We start from the raw sequence: 21,163 nt of genomic DNA, 5'->3' as shown, positions 1-21,163 counted from the left end.
AAATAGCGTAAACAATAAGGGCATTGATATTATATCAATGCCCTTAATTTTTGTTTGCATACTTAACACTAATTCTCATATTCAACGTTAATTATTGGACTCAACGAATTGTCCTATCCAATCAAATTGTCCTATCAAAACGAGCAGTCCAACTCAGACTAAGCCTATAAACACGCCAGTAACTGTTGCTGTAATCGTTGATGTTCAAGTGGCATATCACTAATAATTTCAACCCGAGTATCTAACGCATCATCAAGCTCATTAAGCATCAACTTATCATCCACCATATTGACACTCAACACCCCATCATAGGTGATAACAATAGCTTTTAATCTCAGCACATTTTCCATTTTAACCGTGTCTACCCACGCCATGAATTGCTCAAAATGAAAACAATGTTCTGCTGAAAATACCCAACCACTACTGTAACAGCCTTCACCCTGGTTAGTTTTGTGAATAACCCCCGCTGGAGAAAATTCAGGAGTATCGATATCGCTCAGTGGTGGTTCGTTAGACAGCCAGTTATCCATAAGCGTTTTCCGCCCTAATAGCCGTTGTCCCGCTTGCATCGTTTGATACTTTGTCGGGGTATTTAAGCGCAACAATAGCTGTTGGATTAGGTCAACATCAGTAAAATGATTATCGACATTAATAAGTGGTGCCTGTTGTAAATGTAACGTGCTGAGAAATTGCTGTAACTGTACATGATCTGTTTCAGTGTAATGCTGTGCTTTGTTGGCCAACAGCACATCCGCCATTTGTAATTGCTGCGCAAACGTACCATGATTTTGATAGCGCGGATCGCTGACTTTACGCGCATCAACCAGACATACACTACTTTGCAAAGTAATAACATTTCGATAATATTCAGATGTTAATAACTTCACGATTTCGGCAGGATGTCCAAGCCCAGTAGGCTCTATCAATAACCGGTCCGGTTTAGTCTGCTGAATAAGCTGATTTATCGCGACTTGAGTAGGTAAGCCAGAGACACAACACAGGCAACCACCTGGCACTTCTTTTATGACAATACTGGCAGGTTTTGCTGGTGTAGCATCAGGATCACTATTTTCATTACCAGCAGCGGTAGCATTTAACAACCCGCCATCAATACCTATTTCGCCAAACTCATTTACCAGCACGGCCCACACTTCGCCTTTGGGCTTATGAGCTAATAACTGGCTAATGAGCGTGGTTTTACCCACGCCCAGAAAACCAGTAATAATATTGGTGTTAATCGGTTTGGTGATCATTTTTTCGCTTTAGCGTATTTGCCCTTTCGAGTAGGCTTCACATCAGTTTGCGATGGCTTACCACGTTTGTATTTAAGTACCTTTTTCGGTTTCTCTGCCGCAACATCGCGATATCGAGCAGGTAATGGTGCCCCTTCCTCGTATCCTGTCGGCACCAATATCGGCAATGATTGTTCAATAAGTTGTTCAATCGCGCCAAGCAACTCTAGCTCTTGTGGACTCACCAGAGAAATCGCTTCACCGCCTAATCCCGCACGGCCAGTACGCCCTACTCTATGAATGTAATCTTCGCACTCTTCAGGTAATTCAAAGTTAATGACTCTTGGCAGAGCTTGGATATCAAGCCCTCGAGCGGCCAAGTCGGTAGCGATTAACACGCGTAATTGGCCTGTTTTAAACTCTTCCAACGCACGATTTCGAGCCCCTTGGCTTTTATCACCGTGAAATACCGATGACTTAATGCCGTCTAAGCTTAACTCACGGTATAAATGATCTGCTGTTTCTTTGCGGCTGGTGAATACCATAACTTGCTGCCAGTTATGCTTACCAATTAATTCAGATAACAGTTCGGCTTTACGGCGGGTATCCACTTGGTACACTTGCTGGACAACATTAGCGGCTGTAGTTTGGGTTTCTACATGAACGTATTCAGGGTTGTTTAGCATTTTAGCGGCAAGGGTTTTAACGTCTTCAGAAAAAGTAGCAGAAAACATCATAGTTTGGTGTTGTCTGGCGATTAAACGCTTCACTTTTTCAATATCTTTAACAAAACCAAGATCAAGCATGCGATCAGCTTCATCAATCACTAGGTGGGTAACAAAAGATAAATCCAATTCATGCTGGCCAATAATGTCAAACAATCGTCCTGGCGTTGCCACTAAAATATCTATGCCTTGCTCTAATGCCTTACGCTGAGGATTGATACTCGCGCCACCATAAACGGCTAAGCTGGTCAGATTGATAAACTGGCTGTACTTAACTAAATTTTGCTCAATCTGAATCGCTAACTCACGAGTCGGAGTCATAATTAATGCGCGTAAACGATTTGCTGGCAATAAGTCTGAATGATCTTGATTCATCAAATGGCTTAGTAAAGGTAACGCAAAAGCAGCTGTTTTTCCGGTACCGGTTTCGGCACTGGCCAACACATCTCGGCCATCTAGCGCTAGTGGGATCACAGCTTGTTGGACAGGAGTAGCAGTTTGATACCCAGATTGATTAACCGCATCTAATAATAATGGCGGTAACCCTAGCGACGTAAATGACATAACAGACCCAATAACACAAATAAAAATAGGTCGCTATTGTATACTAATCTAAACGTCATTAACTATTACATTAGTAATGGCATTAGCCATATCATCACGATGGATCATGCAGGATTTGAAATAAGAGTCACTGCATGAGCGTTACATCTGCTGACTAGCCTGCAATGGTATTGCTTTCTCCACTAAATACTTTTGTTCAAAATCATCACGGCACAAGGCATGCGAAAATAAATATCCTTGGCCATAATCACAGCCAGCAAACGCCAATAAACGCCGTTGACTTTCGGTTTCAATACCTTCAGCAATGACTTTGATGCCGAGTTTATGCGCCATTGCGATAATGGCTTCACACAAACACATATCATTATTTTTGGCAGCCAAACGACCCACAAAAGATTTGTCTATCTTAAGGTAATCAACATTATATTTGGTTAAATAAGGTAAGGATGAATAACCAGTACCAAAATCGTCAAGCGACAATTGCATACCAGCATTACCATAAGCCTGTAATTTAGCCTCAACATTAGGTTCAATGTCATGCAGTAAACTTTCAGTGATTTCAATACAAATGCTATTGGTTGGCAGTGCGAGCAAAGACATCTGCTTAAACCAATTATCAACATCGGTCGACTCGTCTTTAAACTGTACAGGTGACATATTAATACTAATTTGAATATCGCAATTAAATTGTGCCTTCCATTTAGCGGCTTGCTCGCAGGCTTGATAAAAAGCCCAATTACCAATGTCGATTATCATCCCAGTCTCTTCAGCAATAGAGATAAAATCTGCAGGTGGGATTAACCCCATGGTTGGATGGTTCCAACGTATTAACGCTTCAACCTTGATGATCTGCTGACGGCTTAAATCCACAATAGGCTGATAATACAACTCAAATTGCTGCTGGATAATCGCCACTTTAAGGTCTTGAATCAACGCCATCCGCTTTTGTGCATTGTCTTGCATTGCGGAGGTAAAATAATTAAACCGATTACGACCATGGGATTTTGCCGAATACATGGCTTGATCGGCATTCTTCAATAATGCTTCGGTTGTTTTGGCATCGTCTGGAAATATAGTAATACCAATACTGCCACTAATATAGGCCGTTTGATCACCTAATAAATAAGGCTCGGAAAGTCGTTTAAGTATTTGCTGTGCAACACGTTCAACTCCATGAGTATCTTCAAGGTTAGTTAACACTATGGTAAATTCATCACCACCAAGACGGGCAACAACATCGGTTTCGCGTACGCTGTTTTTAAGACGTTCCGCCGTCTCAATTAACAACACATCCCCCATATCATGGCCCAAGGTGTCGTTAATCTCTTTAAAATAATCCAAGTCTAAAAACATCAAAGCAAAGTGATTATGCTGTCGGTCAGAATGAAATACTTCTTGATTCAAAAATGTTAACAACATCCTACGATTTGGCAAACCGGTGAGTGCATCATAATTAGCCTGGCGCCATATCAACTCTTCAGTTTGCTTTTTCTCGGTAATATCGGAAAATAACGCAACAAATCGCGCACCCTGCGACTTTGTTCGGATGATTGAATTAATGGTTAATAAGATAAGGTAATTTTCACCATTTTTACGGCGCATCCACACTTCACCATGCCAATGTCCCTGCTGACTAAGCTGTTGGCTTAATTGTTGATAAAAATGTTGTGGTTGAAGATCTGTTTCAAACATACGTAAATGTTTATCTTGTATGTCTTGTTGACTGAATCCAGTGATAAAAGAAAATGCAGGATTTGAATCAATGATAATGCCCTTTGCAGTAAACACACTCATGGCTTCACTGGAGTTTTGATATACAGATGCTGCAATACTTAGCGAATCTTCAACCTGCTTGATATCAGTAATATCGCTATGAGTGCCACACACTCTAAGCGGTTTACCTTTATCATCAACATCAACGACCCTTCCAGTTTGCAAAATCCATCGACTGTCGCCGTCCATGTTAGTTAATTGATATTCTACACGTTGGCTTATGCAGCGGCCTTTTACAATTTCATTAATGCTGCGAAGAAACTTAAATTTATCTTTTAGCTGTATCGCATTTATCCATAGTTTAGGGTGTAGATTAAGCTCTTCCATTGAACAACCTAAAATGTCAGCACTGTATCGATTAGTACTAATACGATTGTGTTGTACATCCCAGTCCCACACTCCTAGCTCACTGCTATCAAGTACTAGCGCAAGCTGTTCGTTACTTTGCAATAAATCTTGCTCGGCTTGTTTCTGATGAGTGATATCGAGAAAACCGGCAATCACTAGAAAAGTATTGTCTTGAACATGACGGCGGCAGGCAATTGTCACATGGGTATAAATGACCGAACCATCTTTAGCAATAAAACGCTTATCAATTTCGTATTCATTGAGTTCGCCTTTGACCATTTTTTCAAATAATAATAAATCTTTATTCAAATCATCTGGGTGTGTTAACTCTACCCAAGTTAGCGACTTTAACTCATTTTCGGTATAACCGAACATCCGACATAAATAGGGGTTAACTCTCAACCAATGCTTAGTTTTAGTGGTAATAGAAATACCAATATTGCCAATATCAAATTGATTATTAAAAAGAAAATCCTCTTGTAATTTGACTTGTATATCGCGTCCACGAAACACTATTTTGGCAAGTAAATGACCGATGATCATAGTCAATAAAGGTAACACCACCATAATAGGAAGTGACACGGTACGCAGAGCATCTAACGCTTGATCAAACGGCAATATAAATAGCCATAATAGCAATAGGGAATGAACAATAACGCCAAGAAGGTAAAATTCACGATAACTAATTTGATCCAATTCATGCCGACGATATCGACGCCATATTAATCCGATTAGTGCACTACTGCTTAACGCACATATACCAACCCATACTGCAATTCCGCCCAAATGATAGCGATAAAGCGCCATGATAATCGTTGCGACAAGTGTTGGAATTCCGCCAAAAAATAGACCACTTAAACAGAGTACGACAGTGCGAGCATCAAACAATATGTCCTGTTGATGAACCAAGGGATCCATCATAATAACAACGCCAATAGTGCCAATAACAGCACCCATTAAAAATTGCCATAAAAAAGGCGTCACCTTACGTTGATGCGTAGGAGAGAGTGAGTAAACATAAACTAGCGCGAGTAATAGCGCTGCATTTTCTAAAATTGAGAAAAAAACATTTAGACTAAACATCTATACATTTCCCTTATTCATCCTTAACAAGCACAGTAGCATCCAAGCTATCTCTATTTAGTATAGTAGAAGTAAACTAACACTATGATTTTTCGTCTTTATACCGTAAAGCATTCTATATATAAAGAGCATAATATTCATCAGAAATATCGGTAATATTATTGAAAAAAAATAGCAATCCTAACCCGCGCAACAAAAATGCTCAATAATCGACCAGTCATAGTGTCGATGTAAAACAATACCCCCTAGATCACAGTTACTTGGAAAATGCCGTGTTGGTAATAAAACAACCTATTGATTGTGACTTATTCGACGTTAACGAGTCTCACGTCACATAATACCTGCAACGTTATTGGTATGTTTACTACAGAGAAAACTTAATTTCATAAAAAGGACAATTCATATGGCGACTAAATTCTTTATTCCAAGCGTTAACATTCTGGGTCAAGGCAGCGTAGATGAAGCGATTAAAGACATCAACGCATTTGGATTTACCAAAGCACTCATCGTCACCGACAAACCATTAGTAAGTATTGGTTTAGTCGCAAAGGTTGCAAGTAAACTCAATGCCAATGGTATTGAAGTGGTTATTTTTGATGGCGTTCAACCTAACCCAACAACAGGTAATGTTGCAGCAGGCCTAGAGCTATTAAAAGCCAATAAATGCGATGTAATAATTTCTTTAGGCGGCGGCTCACCACACGATTGTGCAAAAGGAATCGCGCTTGTTGCGACCAACGGCGGTAATATTAAAGATTACGAAGGTGTGGATGTATCAACTAAAGCACAAATGCCTTTAGTCGCGATTAACACAACCGCTGGCACAGCAAGTGAAATGACCCGTTTTTGTATTATTACCGATGAAGTACGCCACATTAAAATGGCCATTGTCGATAAAAATACCACACCAATTCTGTCAGTGAACGATCCTGAACTGATGCTAGAAAAGCCAGCATCACTGACTGCTGCTACTGGGATGGACGCATTAACACACGCAATTGAAGCTTATGTTTCTATTGCAGCGAATCCTATTACCGATGCGTGCGCAATTAAAGCCATCGAACTGATCCAAGCTAATTTAATCAATGCTGTCAAAAAGGGTGATGACATCCAAGCCAGAGAAAACATGGCTTATGCACAATTTTTAGCAGGCATGGCCTTTAATAACGCTAGCCTTGGTTATGTACATGCTATGGCACATCAACTTGGTGGTTTTTATGACTTACCACACGGGGTTTGTAACGCCTTATTGCTACCCCATGTACAAACCTATAATGCTCAAGTTGTGCCAGCACGCTTAGCTGATGTAGCAAAAGCTATGGGTGTAGATACTGCAGCAATGACTGATGTTCAAGGCGCTAAAGCGGCCATTGACGCCATTAAGCTATTATCAAAAGCGGTTAACATTCCAGCTAATTTAACTGAGTTAGGCGTAAAAGCAGAAGACATTCCAACCTTAGCAGACAATGCTCTAAAGGATGCTTGTGGCTTTACTAACCCTAAGCAGGCAACACACCAAGAGATCTGTCAAATATTCACTAACGCTTTATAACTAACTTCTGCGAGGGATATTAAGCAATTATCAAAAAGTAATTAACTTAATTTGAGCTTAATTCGTTTTGTAGCACAGCATAAAGCCCGTATTTGATTACGGGCTTTTTTTATCTGCCGTTTAATGTAAAAAACCAACAATGACAACAGCTTATTTTTAATTTAGTAAAAAGTGATGCTTAGATCTAAGTTCTTGAAATAAGGATTGACCAATATAAAAAATAAGGTCTATAGTGAAAACACTTAGATAGCGAATAGGTAGGTAAACAATGACAGCAATCACTCATATATATAATTACACCGTTCGATGCCCGCACTATAAAGAAAACGAACAAGTTGCAACATGGCTCAACCATATCGAAGTAAACCAATCTTGTGAAATTGCACTAGACCGTATCACTAAATGGCACAACCTCTCTGGTACTAAATCATTTGAACTAGACGATTTTGTGGTTCGAAAGGCCGATAATGAAGAAGCTTATTTTGCTATGCAAAGTAGCCGCCTTAAGCATGATGGCCATGCCCTTGTCACTTTTAAAATCTTTTTAGACAACTGCTGCCAAGATGCTTCTCCGAATCAAATAATGGAGCATTTAATCGATGATTATCAACAGCGTATCGCTAAAGTCGAATAATACATCAAGTCTATTTACCATCAATATTAAGGAGCTATCATAGCTCCTTATTTTTTGCGGTTTTATGTTGAATGGCTATAATTTATTGCCCTTTCGCAACCTACGCTTACCAGAACGCCCCCATAATAATATCAATACAATTAAGCGGCATTGGCTCGCATACCATGCGGGATAGGTAATCCATTTTCATTCACGTTGACAAATACCATCTTATCGATAAAAGCAATTGGCGCATGATTGATTTTATTACGTATTTTACAACGAACGGTGACTGAACTTTGGCCTAAGCTGACGAGTTCAAACCCAAATTCAATGATGTCACCCGTTTGTGCCGGTGCCATAAAGTTAATTTCAGAAATCACTTTGGCAATATGGAATTGGCTGCGCATTTGGCAACTGGCAAAAATAGTTGCTTCCTCATTAACCCAACTTAATAACTGACCACAACATAAGCTTTGAGTGCTATTAAGATGAATAGGCATGATGATATGACGTGAGAAATATTTCATAGTGACCTCATTATCTGACTTATTAATTTTGCGTTGTTAAGCGCATACCTCAAAATAAGTAGCAACGATTAAGCCAAGTATTTTTAACTTTAAAAATCAGCAAGATAAATATAACGCTTAATAGAATCGTTATCAGAATGCCCAAAATAAATGCATCTTCGCACCAAAAAAGAAAAAGCCACACTGAGTGTGGCCTTTAAAATAAATATTAACGGATAATGGTTAATGAATAGCTGTTAACGAATAATTTGCTTCAACGTATTCACAAAAACATTGATGTCATTCGCACTAATATTGTTATGAGTCACCAAGCGCAACTGTCGGCTCGGACTGATGATAATGCCTCTATCAGCCAGCTTGGCTGTAAGCATTTTAGGGTCGATATGTTCTGCGAGTGTGGCGAAAACCATATTGGTTTGTACCAAACTAACATCGACAGTTAACTCATTCATTTCAGCCAACAACAAAGCCAAGGTTTTTGCATTATGATGATCATCTGCTAAACGGTCGACCTGCTCCGTTAATGCTAATTTAGCCGCAGCAGCGATAATACCCGCTTGACGCATTCCACCACCGAGCATTTTACGCCATCGCGTCGCTTTACCAATTAACCGCTCATCACCTAACAGAATAGACCCTATAGGCGCGCACAAGCCTTTTGATAAACAAATCGATACAGAGTCAAAGTATTGGGTTATATCGGCAATGGCTATGCCCTGTGCAACCGCAGCATTAGCAACCCGGGCACCATCTAAATGGATTTTAAGCCCACGATTAAAGGCAAGACTTTGTGCTTGAGCTAAATAATCTTGGTTTAACACCTTGCCGCCAATGGTATTTTCTAAGCTCAATAACCTTGTTCGAGCAAAGTGAACGTCATCAGGCTTAATCGCAGCTTCAATATCACTTAATAAAATACTGCCATCAGCTTGATTATTCAAAGGCTGAGGTTGAATGCTGCCTAATACCGCTGCCCCGCCACCTTCAAACTTATAGTTATGAGCTTGTTGGCCACAAAGATACTCATCTCCACGCTGACAATGAGACATCAACGCCAATAAATTAGCTTGTGTACCAGAACTGACAAACAAAGCTCCATCAAAGCCAAACATCTCTGCTGCCATATCTTGTAAATTATTGACGGTCGGGTCATCACCATAAACATCATCACCCACCTCCGCTCTCGACATGGCTAAACGCATTGCTTCTGTCGGCTGAGTCACCGTATCACTTCGAAAATCAATCATGCTGCATCTCTATCCTCTCTCGCTCAACTTTATCGAAGCTAAGCAACTACTTCGCCGCTGATGATATTTCTGTTAATGCCGCTAAGGCAGCATCGTAGTCTGGATGTTCACTTACTTCAGTCACTAATTCTTGATATTTCAATATGCCTTGAGGATCTATAATAAAAATTGAACGCGCTAATAAACCACGGTCTTTAATTAACAAGCCATACTTTTCGCCAAAATCACGCCATACAGAGTCAGACAACACTTTAATTTTATCCACATTTTCGGTTTGGCAAAAACGCTTCTGAGCAAACGGTAAATCTTCGCTAATGGTTAACATAACCACATCTGCATCATATTGAGTAAACTCTTTATTAAATCGCTTGGTCTGTAATGCACACACACCAGTGTCTAAACTCGGCACTGCGCTAATCAACACAGTCTTACCTTTAAAATCACTCAGGCTTACCGGATTAAACTTTTCATCTACCACAGTAAATAATGGCGCAACCGTATTAATCTTCGGTATGTGTCCTTCTAAAGCAACAGGATTACCGCCCATGGTAATCATGGTTTTTTCGCCGGCAAAACTGGGGGCGCTCATAACAGATGAAGATAATAATGTGATAGCTGCAAAGGTTGAAAATAGCTTCATGAAAAACTCCTTGTATAAAAAAACCAGCAAATGCTGGTTTTTTAAAATATTAAGTTGCCTGCAAGATTATTTTGCTGGAACTTCTTTCACATGTAAATCCATTTGTGGGAATGGAATTTCAATCTCAGCAGCATCTAATGCATTCTTGATTTGCTCAAGTAATTCAAAACGCGCAGTCCAATAGTCTGGTGTTTTAACCCACGGACGTACGACAAAGTTAATTGAACAATCAGCAAGCTCAGCTAGACCGATAGTATAACCAGGATCTTTTAACACAAACTGGTTGTTATCTAAAATATCCGCTAATACCTTCTTAGTTTTAGCGATGTCAGCAGTATACGAAACACCAATCGTTAAATCGATACGACGCTTTTCCAGTGCTGAGTAGTTAGTGATAGTGCCATTCATAATCGCTGAGTTAGGCGCGATAATCACTTTGTTATCACCAGTACGTAAACGGGTTGAGAAAATCGTAATCTCATCAACGACACCGGCAACTCCAGCGGCTTCAATAAAGTCACCTACGCGGCATGGACGGAAAAGCACCATCAATACGCCTGATGCAAAGTTCGAAAGTGAACCTTGTAACGCTAAACCAACAGCTAAACCCGCGGCACCTATAACAGCAACTAATGACGCTGTTTGCACGCCAACTTGACCAAGCGTGGCGACAATAGTAAATACAAAGACCAACGTCCACGCTAAGTTTGCGACAAACGAAACGACTGTTGCGTCCACTTTACGATTAGTCAGTAACTTAGTGGTTATGCGTTTTGCTACACCGGAAAAATACTTACCGATGAGAAAAATAACAATAGCAGCTAGCGCTTTAAGACCATAAGTCATTAAAAACTCAGGGGCCTGCTCCACTAAAGCGTCTAAACCTTCTATATGTTCCATTTCTTTCTCCCTTAAAATGGCAGTCTTATTCTGCCGATATAATAAATTCTACTCGTCGATTACGCTGACGCCCTTCTATAGTGGCATTATCCGCGACCGGATTTTTGTTACTCATGCCAACGATCTCAATCGACGTCGGTTGAAATTGGTACTCATTTACGAGTAAATTTTTAATGGTGGCAGCGCGTTTAAGTGATAACGCTTGGTTGACAGCATCACTACCGATATTATCGGTGTGTCCCTCTAAACGAATTGCCACTTGAGGATGTTGTTTAATGTATTGTTGCACTCTAACCAATGTTGGTCTCTGAGTTAACAACACGATTGATTTGTCAAAATCAAAATACACAGGTTGAAGAATAGACCCAAAACAATCTACTGCCACAGAAACATCTCGTTGTTGACGACATTGTTCAGCAATAAGGGCCGAATTATTTGTTACTGTCGCGCCTAATTCAGCTTCATCAAACTCAGCATCATCTTCGGCATCTTCATCAACAACCAATAATTCAGTATCAATACAACCATTTGCCATAACAATGCTGTTAATAGGGGTATCATTACAGGCATCTTTTTTATCAGGAACGCCGTCAAAATCGGTATCAACCCAGGCATGGGCAGTGCAGATAAAACAGCCAATTAAGATCAATGTCACCGTTCGAACAAAAGTCATAAATACCTCTTCGACATGACATCGAAATTTGTTAATGAATCGTATTTTAACTGTTTATGACTTAAATTAAAAGACAACACTTTATAATCAACACCTTGCACAATCACGCTTAACTAAAGTCTCACTAAAGCGTGATATAGGTATCGGCACCATGCCTGAAAACCTTATTAACTTCCAGTTAACTTAACAACAAAAACAAAACAAATTGCCAACATTGCTGGTAGTTGATTGTTTGTATTGACACATTTTATAACAAGCTTAACCTCTCTGTTCCCCGCATTAACATTGACTTTATTGGCATGAAAAGGGTATATAAGGTTAGCTTTTTGATGTTTGGTTAACATTCAGCGTCAAACTGACATTATTTATTATAAAAAATAAACAATAAAGTTGCTCAGTACTGCGTAGTCACGGTCAAACACTCGATATTTCAGGTGTTAGTTGATAAAGCAGTCATAGACAACTCTTGCAAACAATTATTTCTGTGACGATATTTTCTCACAGGCAATCACAAGCTTAAGGTGGAAGACTTAATGAGTGACGCAAAACCACAAGGTACATTGTTTGGACACCCTAAGGGGCTGTTCTTACTTTTTACAACAGAACTATGGGAACGCTTTAGCTATTACGCAATGCGTGCAATTTTAGTACTTTATTTGGTAGATAAAGTCCAAAGCAATGAAGCAGGTGGTGGTTTAGGCTGGAGCCAAGCAGACGCATTATCACTATATGGTACTTTTACCGGTTTAGTTTACTTAACACCATTAATTGGTGGTTGGTTAGCTGATAACGTATTGGGTCAACGTAAAGCCATTTATATTGGTGGCTTCTTAATGGCAGCGGGTCAATTTACGCTTGCAGCACCACATAGTTGGATGCCGGGTTTAGAAACCATGATGTTTTATATTGGTTTAGGGACGTTAATTATAGGTAACGGTCTTTTTAAACCAAATATCTCCACTATGGTAGGTGATTTATACCCTGCTGGTGATCATCGTCGTGACGGCGCATTCACCATATTTTACATGGGTATCAACTTAGGTGCAGCTTTGTCAGGCTTTATTGTAGCTTGGGCTTACACTTCATTTGGTCATGAAGTTGTAATTGGTGGTGAAGAAGTATTTATCAACAACTGGCAAGCAGGTTTCTTCTGCGCAGGTGTTGGTATGATTTTATCGTTGATTATTCAGTTTTTCTTTGCGCAAAAATTACTTGGCGACATCGGTGTCGAACCGGCAGCTAAAGTAGAACAAAGAAAAAATGCAGCTAAAGGTGAAACCAGAAGTGAACCGCTAACGAAGATTGAACGTGACCGTATTAAAGTCATTATGGTAATGGGATTATTCACCATTATTTTCTGGGCTGGCTTTGAACAAGCTGGCGGATTAATGAACTTGTTCACTAACAATTTCACTGATCGTATGATTGGTTCGTGGGAAGTACCTACCACTTACTTCCAATCACTCAATGCTATTTTTATTGTTGTTTTTGCTCCAGTGATTGCCTCTATTTGGATCCGCTTAGGTAAAAACGAACCTAACTCACCCGTTAAATTTGCGTTAGGTTTATTCTTACTTGCCATCGGTTTCTTATTCATGATGGGCGCAGTATTCGAAATGGGCGGCGACGCTTCAGTTAAATCAAGCATGTGGTGGTTAGTAGGAGCTTACTTCTTCCACACCATGGGTGAATTATGTTTATCACCAATTGGTTTATCGATGGTCACTAAATTGGCACCACTGCGTATCGCATCATTAATGATGGGTGCATGGTTCCTATTTATTGCTGCAGCAAACAAAATTGGCGGCCTAGTAGGTTCGTTAATTGGTCATGGCGGCGAAGTCGAAGAACAACTCGCAAACGCAATGGCAATTTTTGCTGGGATCGGTATTACCGCTGTCGTCTCAGGTATTATTTTATACCTAATGTCAGATAAATTAGTTGACTGGATGCACGGTGCAGAAAACAAAAATGATACTGAAGAAGAAGTTTTAGAAGAAGAAATTGCAGTCACGGCCGAACATGAAGGAATTCAACGTTAATTGGTTTTGATGTAATTGTTATTCTTAATAAAATCCCCTCCAAGTTTCACTTGTGAGGGGATTTTTTATATACCCACATCATCCTGCTAGGATCGCTTCGCTGCTAGAACGGACTGCGTCCTGCTAAAGTCGCTTCGCTATGCTGTTTGCTTTTATAGCCTCTAGCCGCGAAGCGTCCTAGCAGCGCAGCGCTCTAGGTTTCTAGTGTCTAGATAGTCTCGAACAATGATCAGCGACACGCTAACTGCATAAAGCCACCCGCTTTAATATCAGATTGATAAACAAGCCCTGTAAAGCGGTTCTCAAGCAGTTGTTGTTTATGCTCATAAAAATGTGTGCCAATACAAATTTGTTCATCACGTAATAAGGTTCTAGCTTGCATACTCGGCTTATCCCACCCTGAACTGCCAAGAGGTGCTGATTCGGGCAATGCAAGAGGAGTGAGTTCATTACCGTTACGTAAATAACACCTTAGTCCTTTACCTGATTGTCCGATTGATAATTGGTAGCCGCTTAAATCGAGGCACACATAAATAATATCGGTATTAATATGTAACCCAGACTTCACCATGCGCTGATGAAGATACGACAGCATATTATTAGGCTCGATTAAGGTATTGCTTAAACCATTTCTAAACAGCTTAAGTTTCTGATTAATAAAACTGCGCAATAAGACACAGCCAAAAGCAGCGCTATTATCCTCAGGTGAAAAGTGTGCCATATACATCACTAAATGATGTTCCCCCACCATAGTAGAATCGATGAAGTAAGCACTAACATCATTATTTTTAAATAAACTGTAATTGATTTCGGCTTTAGGATAATAGATATGCGAAGCAGGAAATAACTGCTGCTGAACACTTTTGGCCGCTTGAGCATTTTGCTCAAGTAAAGATAAGTTATCAGTGAGCTCTTGATAAGATAACTCATTCATTTCTTGTAAATGCGATTGCCCAGAAACATTCATCGGCGTAGCGGCTGACATCATCGCTTGGATGATTGCCTGCTCAATAATGAATAAATCAGCAATAGGTTTAGTCAGATAATCACTGGCACCGATGCGCAATGCTTCAACAACATCAGACATCACATCATTACCAGAAATAACAATAGCGGGTATAGCAGGATTAATATCCTGCATCTGTTTAAGCATCGACAAACCATGAAGGCCAGGCATACTTAAGTCTGCAATAACAATATCAAAAATAGCATCGGAAAAAAGGGCTATACCTTCATATCCATTACATGCTTGTTGAACCCGAGCACCTTGTCCCTGCAAAAAATCAGCAACGACATGGCGAAATATCGGGTCGTCTTCAACGAAGAGGATCTCGACATCAGTAAGCGCCATACAACAACCTCGCAAACTACACTGCCGAGGTGCCTGTATGCCTCGACTATTCTAGTTCATCTAAATATTCGTCAAGTAACTCATCGTCCGCTTGACTAGATGGCACATCACCATCAAAAACTTTGTAATCCATATGCTGCAAATAGGCATCTTTTACAAAAGCATAAGGATCAAGAGCATTGTCTAATAATCTTTCTTGATCAATGGCTTTAGAACGTGCATCCAAGCCCTTTAAGCCCCATTTTAATACTGACTGCCACATCGTTAACTCTGATAAAGGAAAGTATAGACCATCCACCCAATCAGAGGCGATTTCTCTTGTCACAATTGGGCCATAAAACGGCGCCATAAAATAAGGACCATTTGGTGTACCGTAATAACCTAACACTTCGTTAAAATCATCTTGTTTACGGTGCATCCCCATCATGTCAGCAACATCGACTAAACCCAGTAAACCGATGGTGGTATTAACCGTAAAACGACCTCCTGCATTAGCAGCCCACCCCCACTTTCCTTGTAAGGTATTATTCACCAGAGAGCTAGGTTCCTCTAGGTTATAAACAAAATTATTAACCCCCGTTCTGACAGGATTAGGAACATAGTCTTTATAACCATGAGCAACTGGGCGAATAACATACCTATCTAAAAACAGATAGTTAAAGTCCCACATTGTGCGGTTAACTTCTTCAAATGGATCGCGAGGATCATTATATTTAATTTCAACCGCAGGTCGTGATGATGTGGTAACTTGAGGTGCTTCGGTTTCGGCATACGCGGGCATGCTAACTGCAACAAACACCTGAAGTAATATCCATTTATACTTCATATAATTCTCTTTAAAATGACAAAAGGTACTACTCAACAAACTGCTATTTTTGTCTTTTTATTAAAGCAATTTTTGTTCAAGTCGATATAATTTAGCAAGCAAGTGTAAGGCTGTTATCATTCACTATTTAGCAATCAGACCTTACTCATACGTCTTTGTTACCAGCAATCATTCACTATAATGGTAATAAAACCCAATATGTTGTCCCAATAAAGGTAACAGGGAGCTAAGGATACTGTGCCATTTGACAATATCAATCAAAAAATTGTAAATGAAGTTGATATTGTTCACTGACAAGTAGATTGATTTCAATAGACAAACATGTTCGTTTGATAGGATTTCTATGGCTGTACCAACAACGCTCCCTCAAAAACCGGTCAATACCGTCACAATCAAACCTGTCGATGTCAGTCCGCAGGCAGTGACTGAGCGTAAACAAACTCAAACCGATAGTACTTCTTTGCCAGCAAAAACCTCAAATGAAAAATCCGTTGTATCCAACTCGTCGACCACAAAATCAGATTTAGCAGCAGTATTATTGCCTGTAAAAGTGGTGCAACCACCAGCAAGTGCACAACTCGACATCAGTATTGAAAATCAACAGTATCAACTTAACAAGACCGCTGAACTGCAAAAGTTATTACAACAGACAGCGCAAGTCGTTATAGCAAGCGATCAAGCTAAGCTTGTGGCTCGTGCCGTTTCCAGCGTAAATTTACCCGTAGCCCAAGCAGAAGTCATCAACAGCCAAAGTACCTCGCCTGCAATTCCAACGGCTTCTGCAGGTTCAACTGCCACACCACCCGCCCAAGCGGTGGCGACTCAATTAGTGCTGTTGGCACAACCTATTCAACTTGCCTTACCACAAGGTCTCGAGGAACTAGCAAAACAAAATGGTGTTTCAACACAACAACTCGCATCATTGGCAGCCAGAGTTCAAGGTTATCCTCTGCCAACTGCAATAATAGACCAAGGGAAATTGACCTTTTCTGGTGGCACAAGCATTCAATTATCGCCCAATACCGCGTTAAACTCAGGCCAATATCTAGCTAAGGTCGTAGTACAACATCAGCAATTGCAACTTGCGCTCACGCCAGTCATTGCAGAAATAAGCGTTAATTTAACGAAACTTACGGCACCACCTCAAGCGGCCCAGACACTTGAATCAGCAAACATCATCATAACTAAAAATGAACCAGCACAAATTCTCAGTCAATTTCTAAAAAAGCTAGAGTCTACACCACTGCCAATCATTGATAATGCGGTAAAAGGAAGCGATGCCCAACAAAAAACGCCTAATGAATTAACATCGTCTTCTGCCAAAGTCGGCCAAGACAGTACGGCAGTAAAAATCTTGGCTCCGGCAACACAACAGCAAAGCTCATCAGGACTATCAGCAGAATCGAATCTCGCTAAAACTGGCAGCAATATGGAACAACAGCAAGCCAATCTAGCCAAAAGCGCTGTTAACAACACTGTAGAGCAAACAGCATTACCAACTAAATCAGTAGCGGAACAAAACAATCCCAAAGCAAACACCGCTTCTACGATAGACAATAGCGCAAAAAACAATCCACCAAACAACCCTGCATCAAACAACAACGCATCAAACAAAATGAACAGTGACAGTGACCCTGCACCAATAGAAGTGCTGAATAAAGCGTTATCAAAAGCAGGCGCGATGCCAATCAAACAGCAGTTAAGCCAACAAATTCCACATAATCTTGCCAGCGAACTGTTTAAGCATCTACCACAAATTAGCCCACATCCATTAAGTGCATTGAGTGATCCGGCATTACTCAGCAGTGAGCTATACAGTTTAGCGGCGCTTAATCTTGCCCATACCCAACTAGGTCACTCAACTAGCGCACAACCCTCACCACTGTTTTCAGGTAGTGCTATCATAACCTTATTCCAGTTATTATTAGGGGTAAAAACAAAATCAACAGGCTCAGGGATCAGCGATAAACTTCAAGCGCACCTTGCGCAGTTGCAACAACGAACCTTGAGTAAACTCAGTGCGAATTCAGGTCTATTAGCTGCATTAGATAAGCTAGGAGGTGCAGACTCTTTGGCACAATTGGCTAACAGTATTGCGCTGTATCAACATGCAAGCACCGATCCCAATCAAGCCATGACTTGGTACTTTGCTCTACCATATTCAATTAACCAACGCGATGAACAATTTGAAGGTAAATTTGAACAAGAAAATGATTCAGACAAAGATAAAAAAGCAGGATGGAAACTACAACTCAAATTTAATTTAGCCCAAGGATCATTATTGATTTGTGCTCATAAGCAAGCTGATGTGCTTGATATCCAATTTAAAGGCAACAATCAAATGCTACTTGCAAAAGTAGAACGCTTTAACCAAGCACTGTCAGATAAAATTACTCAAATTGGTTTTACACCAGGTAAGCTCACAACGCAGTTAGCCCAAATTCCAGCAACGTTATTACCTGGCGATCACTATTTAGTCAAAACAAGAGCTTAATAGAGAACATGATGAAAGATGACTCGAAAAAAATACAGCAAGCAGTCGCACTCAGTTTTGATGGTAAAAGTGCCCCAAAAATTACTGCTACTGGTAAGGACTTAGTTGCCGAGGAGATGATATTAATCGCTAAGGAAGCGGGGATCCATATCCATCAGGACCCACACTTAAGTGAGTTTTTGCAGTTATTAGAATTAGGTGATGAAGTACCGAAAGAGTTGTATCTATTAATCGCTGAATTGATTGCATTTGTGTATATGTTGGATGGAAAGTTCCCTGAACAATGGGATAATCTTCATCAAAAAATTGTCGCTCAAGCTTAACTCCTTTCAGCTACAAAATTGTCAAACCTAGATCATCTAATGTTAATGTTGTAAAAATTGGTAAATCAAGCTCGCTGTTATCATTATGCCACCGACTCCCAGTCCACCGAGACACAATCCAGCCAAACGGTCTTGGTCAAAATCAAGCCAGTCATTAAATGCTGCATAATAACGCAGCGATATCCCATACAATACAATGAGGACTAAAGAGATAAAACTATACAAATAGTGTTCTGGATAGGCAAACGTCAGCAACGGAAGAAATGCCAACAGGTAATCACAACCCTTTTGCTGTACGTCAGTTCGATACACAATATACGCATCAATACACATTTGGATTGGAATATATATGGCTAGTAAACCTAACAACCAAATGAAATCCATCACAACCTCTGTATCGGACTGTAAGGAACTGAAACGCTAATACTGCAGAAAACTATCGTGATATAAATACTCTCAAAAAAATCAATCTCACTTAAAATCATATCATCAATAACAATGTCATAAATGACAATAATAAAAGCTACAGCAGAGCAAATTAATCGATAAAGTATTGCGGATATATGGGGGATATAAAAAATGTCGAAAAACAATAACTGAGTAAATCGAGAAGAAAGTTGTTTCATTACAAATCCATTTTATTAATGCGTATCCATTACACATTTTGGTGAAAATAACGCTTAAAAAATACAACTAAAAAACACTGTGTAAACCGATAACTGAACATCACAAATAACACACTAAACAAACAATACCTAAATATAGCAGCAACATGAGAACAGCAACTAGAATTTATAGCAAAGTAATAGATTAAAATATCAAACCAATATTAACACTGTTGTATAAATTTATAATCAACAATAAATGTACATGTTGCTATTAGATAACAATCAAGACCTTACAAACACAATAGCAGCTCAAATATTCAGCGATATTGGCTGGCTTAATCTTTAAAAAAGTGAATACTGTTGTTAGCATAGGAGTGGTTATATAACTGAACGTCATAACGTGTTCCTTTTTGGATATTTAAATTATGTTTTCATACCATCATAATGCGCACTGCCCTATCAATTAAAATGACTAAATATTGGCTGACACGAGTATTAATTTTATCTTTGTAATTTGCATACACTGATAAATTAACTGGACAGTAAACTCAGGGAATTGTAATGAAGACCAACCTTAAACTGATATCCGTTGTGAGTATTTCTTTCATCTTGCCTGCACAAGCGCAAGTAGTCAGCTTTGATGATTACGGACCTTTACAAGTATATGCACAATCACCGATGCAATCTCTCAATCTTAGCCCACTGTTGCGTTCTGGTTTTTCATTACCTCAAGGTCAAAAGGAATGGTATATCACAGCCAACGCTGCCAGCGTCTGGTCCGAATCCGATGAGTTATTGGCTGATTACTACCAAAATGCGATTAGCAGCGGCTTAAAATGGCAAATTACAGAGGATTTACTGTTTGATACTAATTACACTTGGCAATTTAGTGGTGACAACCATTTAGATTCATTAACAATGTGGTTCCACGATGCTTTTGGATTTGACCAAAATGGTCGTAACCAGCAAGCTAAACACCAAAGTCAAATGCGTTCAGAAAAATACGATATTGATATTGAAAACTTTAATGGTGAAACTCTCAATAATGCATTTACAGCATATTTAGGTTATCAATTACTGCAAAATGAACACCATGGTATTTCGGTTGGAGGCACGCTGTACTACAAGTCTGTTGATTCTGGCCCATTTGCTGATGAAAGCTTCCAGCAAAGCGTGCAAATTAATTACGGCTATCACAATGGCAATCACCATGTGAACTCTACTCTAGGGATCAGTTTCCTACACGATAAAGCGCCGCTATCGCAAAATAGTTTCGAATCTCATTACCTAACGTTGGGGCTGGGTTACGAATATCGTACCGGTCGGCACGGTTGGTTAGCTGAATACCATCGTTATGATGGCATGGTAAGTTGGGATGAGAACTTCTCAGAGGCGTCTAATGAAGCGTTATTGGGTTATCGCTATTACTTCAATAGCAGCGCCATCGAATTCACTATGGTTGAGAACTTTTTAAACATGGATAACAGTGCTGATATAGCTTATGTATTAGGTTATCGGCATAAATTTTAGATCCTAGGTTCTAGTGCGCTACGCTTCTAGTGCGGACTACGTCCTGCTAGGGACTGCTGCGTTGTTACAATAAAAAATGGATAGCAAGCGATGAAAAGCGATATCAAGC

The 21,163-nt window shown here is 39.8% G+C and carries 17 protein-coding genes; 6 read left to right on the top strand and 11 right to left on the bottom strand.

The features are described from left to right. Positions 1–164 precede the first annotated feature (164 nt). From H5181_RS12995 to H5181_RS12985, 3 genes are all read right to left on the bottom strand, one after another. Positions 165–1,253, bottom strand: coding sequence for a GTP-binding protein (locus tag H5181_RS12995; RefSeq protein WP_123776284.1), 1,089 nt, complete (start codon positions 1,251–1,253; stop codon positions 165–167). After that, positions 1,250–2,521, bottom strand: a complete 1,272-nt coding sequence (locus tag H5181_RS12990) for a DEAD/DEAH box helicase (RefSeq protein ID WP_123776285.1) — start codon at positions 2,519–2,521, stop codon at positions 1,250–1,252. Before H5181_RS12990 ends, H5181_RS12995 begins: the two co-directional genes overlap by 4 nt. A gap of 141 nt (positions 2,522–2,662) precedes the next feature. Beyond that, entirely contained in the window at positions 2,663–5,725 is a 3,063-nt protein-coding gene (locus H5181_RS12985) for an EAL domain-containing protein (RefSeq protein ID WP_182751228.1), read from the bottom strand. A gap of 403 nt (positions 5,726–6,128) precedes the next feature. Between H5181_RS12985 and yiaY the strand changes: the two genes are divergently transcribed. Both yiaY and H5181_RS12975 read left to right on the top strand, forming a co-directional pair. Beyond that, positions 6,129–7,277 carry an L-threonine dehydrogenase gene (gene yiaY / locus H5181_RS12980; RefSeq protein ID WP_182751227.1) on the top strand — a complete coding sequence of 383 codons (1,149 nt, stop codon included), beginning with the start codon at positions 6,129–6,131 and terminating at the stop codon, positions 7,275–7,277. A 268-nt stretch (positions 7,278–7,545) separates the two neighbouring features. After that, positions 7,546–7,911 (top strand): hypothetical protein, encoded by a 366-nt coding sequence (locus H5181_RS12975; protein WP_011638248.1) that lies wholly within the window; start codon positions 7,546–7,548, stop codon positions 7,909–7,911. Between the two features lie 140 nt (positions 7,912–8,051). Here H5181_RS12975 and H5181_RS12970 read toward each other — a convergent pair whose 3' ends face one another. The 5 genes from H5181_RS12970 to H5181_RS12950 all read right to left on the bottom strand — a co-directional run bounded on the left by H5181_RS12970 (position 8,052) and on the right by H5181_RS12950 (position 11,880). Next, complete coding sequence (locus H5181_RS12970) at positions 8,052–8,420, bottom strand: acyl-CoA thioesterase (protein ID WP_011638249.1); 369 nt, start codon at positions 8,418–8,420, stop codon at positions 8,052–8,054. 236 nt (positions 8,421–8,656) lie between these two features. Beyond that, on the bottom strand, positions 8,657–9,667 hold the full coding sequence (gene ltaE / locus H5181_RS12965) for a low-specificity L-threonine aldolase (protein WP_182751226.1): 1,011 nt from the start codon (positions 9,665–9,667) through the stop codon (positions 8,657–8,659). Between the two features lie 46 nt (positions 9,668–9,713). Then, complete coding sequence (gene tpx, locus H5181_RS12960) at positions 9,714–10,307, bottom strand: thiol peroxidase (protein WP_102036229.1); 594 nt, start codon at positions 10,305–10,307, stop codon at positions 9,714–9,716. Between the two features lie 66 nt (positions 10,308–10,373). Further along, the gene (locus tag H5181_RS12955) at positions 10,374–11,207 is read right to left on the bottom strand and encodes a mechanosensitive ion channel domain-containing protein (protein WP_220491720.1); all 834 of its coding nucleotides are present in this window, start codon (positions 11,205–11,207) and stop codon (positions 10,374–10,376) included. A gap of 25 nt (positions 11,208–11,232) precedes the next feature. Further along, positions 11,233–11,880, bottom strand: coding sequence for an OmpA family protein (locus H5181_RS12950; RefSeq protein WP_182751225.1), 648 nt, complete (start codon positions 11,878–11,880; stop codon positions 11,233–11,235). Positions 11,881–12,413: 533 nt separating this feature from the next. On the opposite strand from H5181_RS12950, the gene H5181_RS12945 reads away from it, so the two are divergent. Further along, positions 12,414–13,922 carry a peptide MFS transporter gene (locus tag H5181_RS12945; RefSeq protein WP_182751224.1) on the top strand — a complete coding sequence of 503 codons (1,509 nt, stop codon included), beginning with the start codon at positions 12,414–12,416 and terminating at the stop codon, positions 13,920–13,922. A 229-nt stretch (positions 13,923–14,151) separates the two neighbouring features. Here H5181_RS12945 and H5181_RS12940 read toward each other — a convergent pair whose 3' ends face one another. Further along, positions 14,152–15,273, bottom strand: coding sequence for a response regulator (locus H5181_RS12940; protein WP_182751223.1), 1,122 nt, complete (start codon positions 15,271–15,273; stop codon positions 14,152–14,154). Between the two features lie 46 nt (positions 15,274–15,319). Then, positions 15,320–16,054 carry a VacJ family lipoprotein gene (locus H5181_RS12935; protein ID WP_404948508.1) on the bottom strand — a complete coding sequence of 245 codons (735 nt, stop codon included), beginning with the start codon at positions 16,052–16,054 and terminating at the stop codon, positions 15,320–15,322. Between the two features lie 388 nt (positions 16,055–16,442). Between H5181_RS12935 and H5181_RS12930 the strand changes: the two genes are divergently transcribed. Both H5181_RS12930 and H5181_RS12925 read left to right on the top strand, forming a co-directional pair. Further along, positions 16,443–18,593: a flagellar hook-length control protein FliK gene (locus tag H5181_RS12930; protein WP_182751222.1), complete on the top strand. Its 2,151-nt coding sequence runs from the start codon at positions 16,443–16,445 to the stop codon at positions 18,591–18,593. Positions 18,594–18,604: 11 nt separating this feature from the next. Then, a complete protein-coding gene (locus tag H5181_RS12925) occupies positions 18,605–18,916 on the top strand; it encodes an EscU/YscU/HrcU family type III secretion system export apparatus switch protein (protein ID WP_041413136.1) in 312 nt (103 codons plus the stop codon). Positions 18,917–18,958: 42 nt separating this feature from the next. Here the strand turns inward: H5181_RS12925 and H5181_RS12920 are convergent, their stop codons facing one another. After that, on the bottom strand, positions 18,959–19,300 hold the full coding sequence (locus tag H5181_RS12920) for a hypothetical protein (RefSeq protein WP_102036493.1): 342 nt from the start codon (positions 19,298–19,300) through the stop codon (positions 18,959–18,961). Positions 19,301–20,085: 785 nt separating this feature from the next. On the opposite strand from H5181_RS12920, the gene H5181_RS12915 reads away from it, so the two are divergent. Then, the gene (locus tag H5181_RS12915; RefSeq protein ID WP_182751221.1) at positions 20,086–21,054 is read left to right on the top strand and encodes a DUF3187 family protein; all 969 of its coding nucleotides are present in this window, start codon (positions 20,086–20,088) and stop codon (positions 21,052–21,054) included. Positions 21,055–21,163: the final 109 nt, after the last annotated feature.

Source organism: Shewanella sp. SG44-2, from assembly GCF_014164215.1.
Lineage (GTDB): Bacteria > Pseudomonadota > Gammaproteobacteria > Enterobacterales > Shewanellaceae > Shewanella > Shewanella frigidimarina.
The sequence above is the reverse complement of the archived record's forward strand: the minus strand, read 5'-3'. Positions and strand labels throughout refer to the sequence as shown.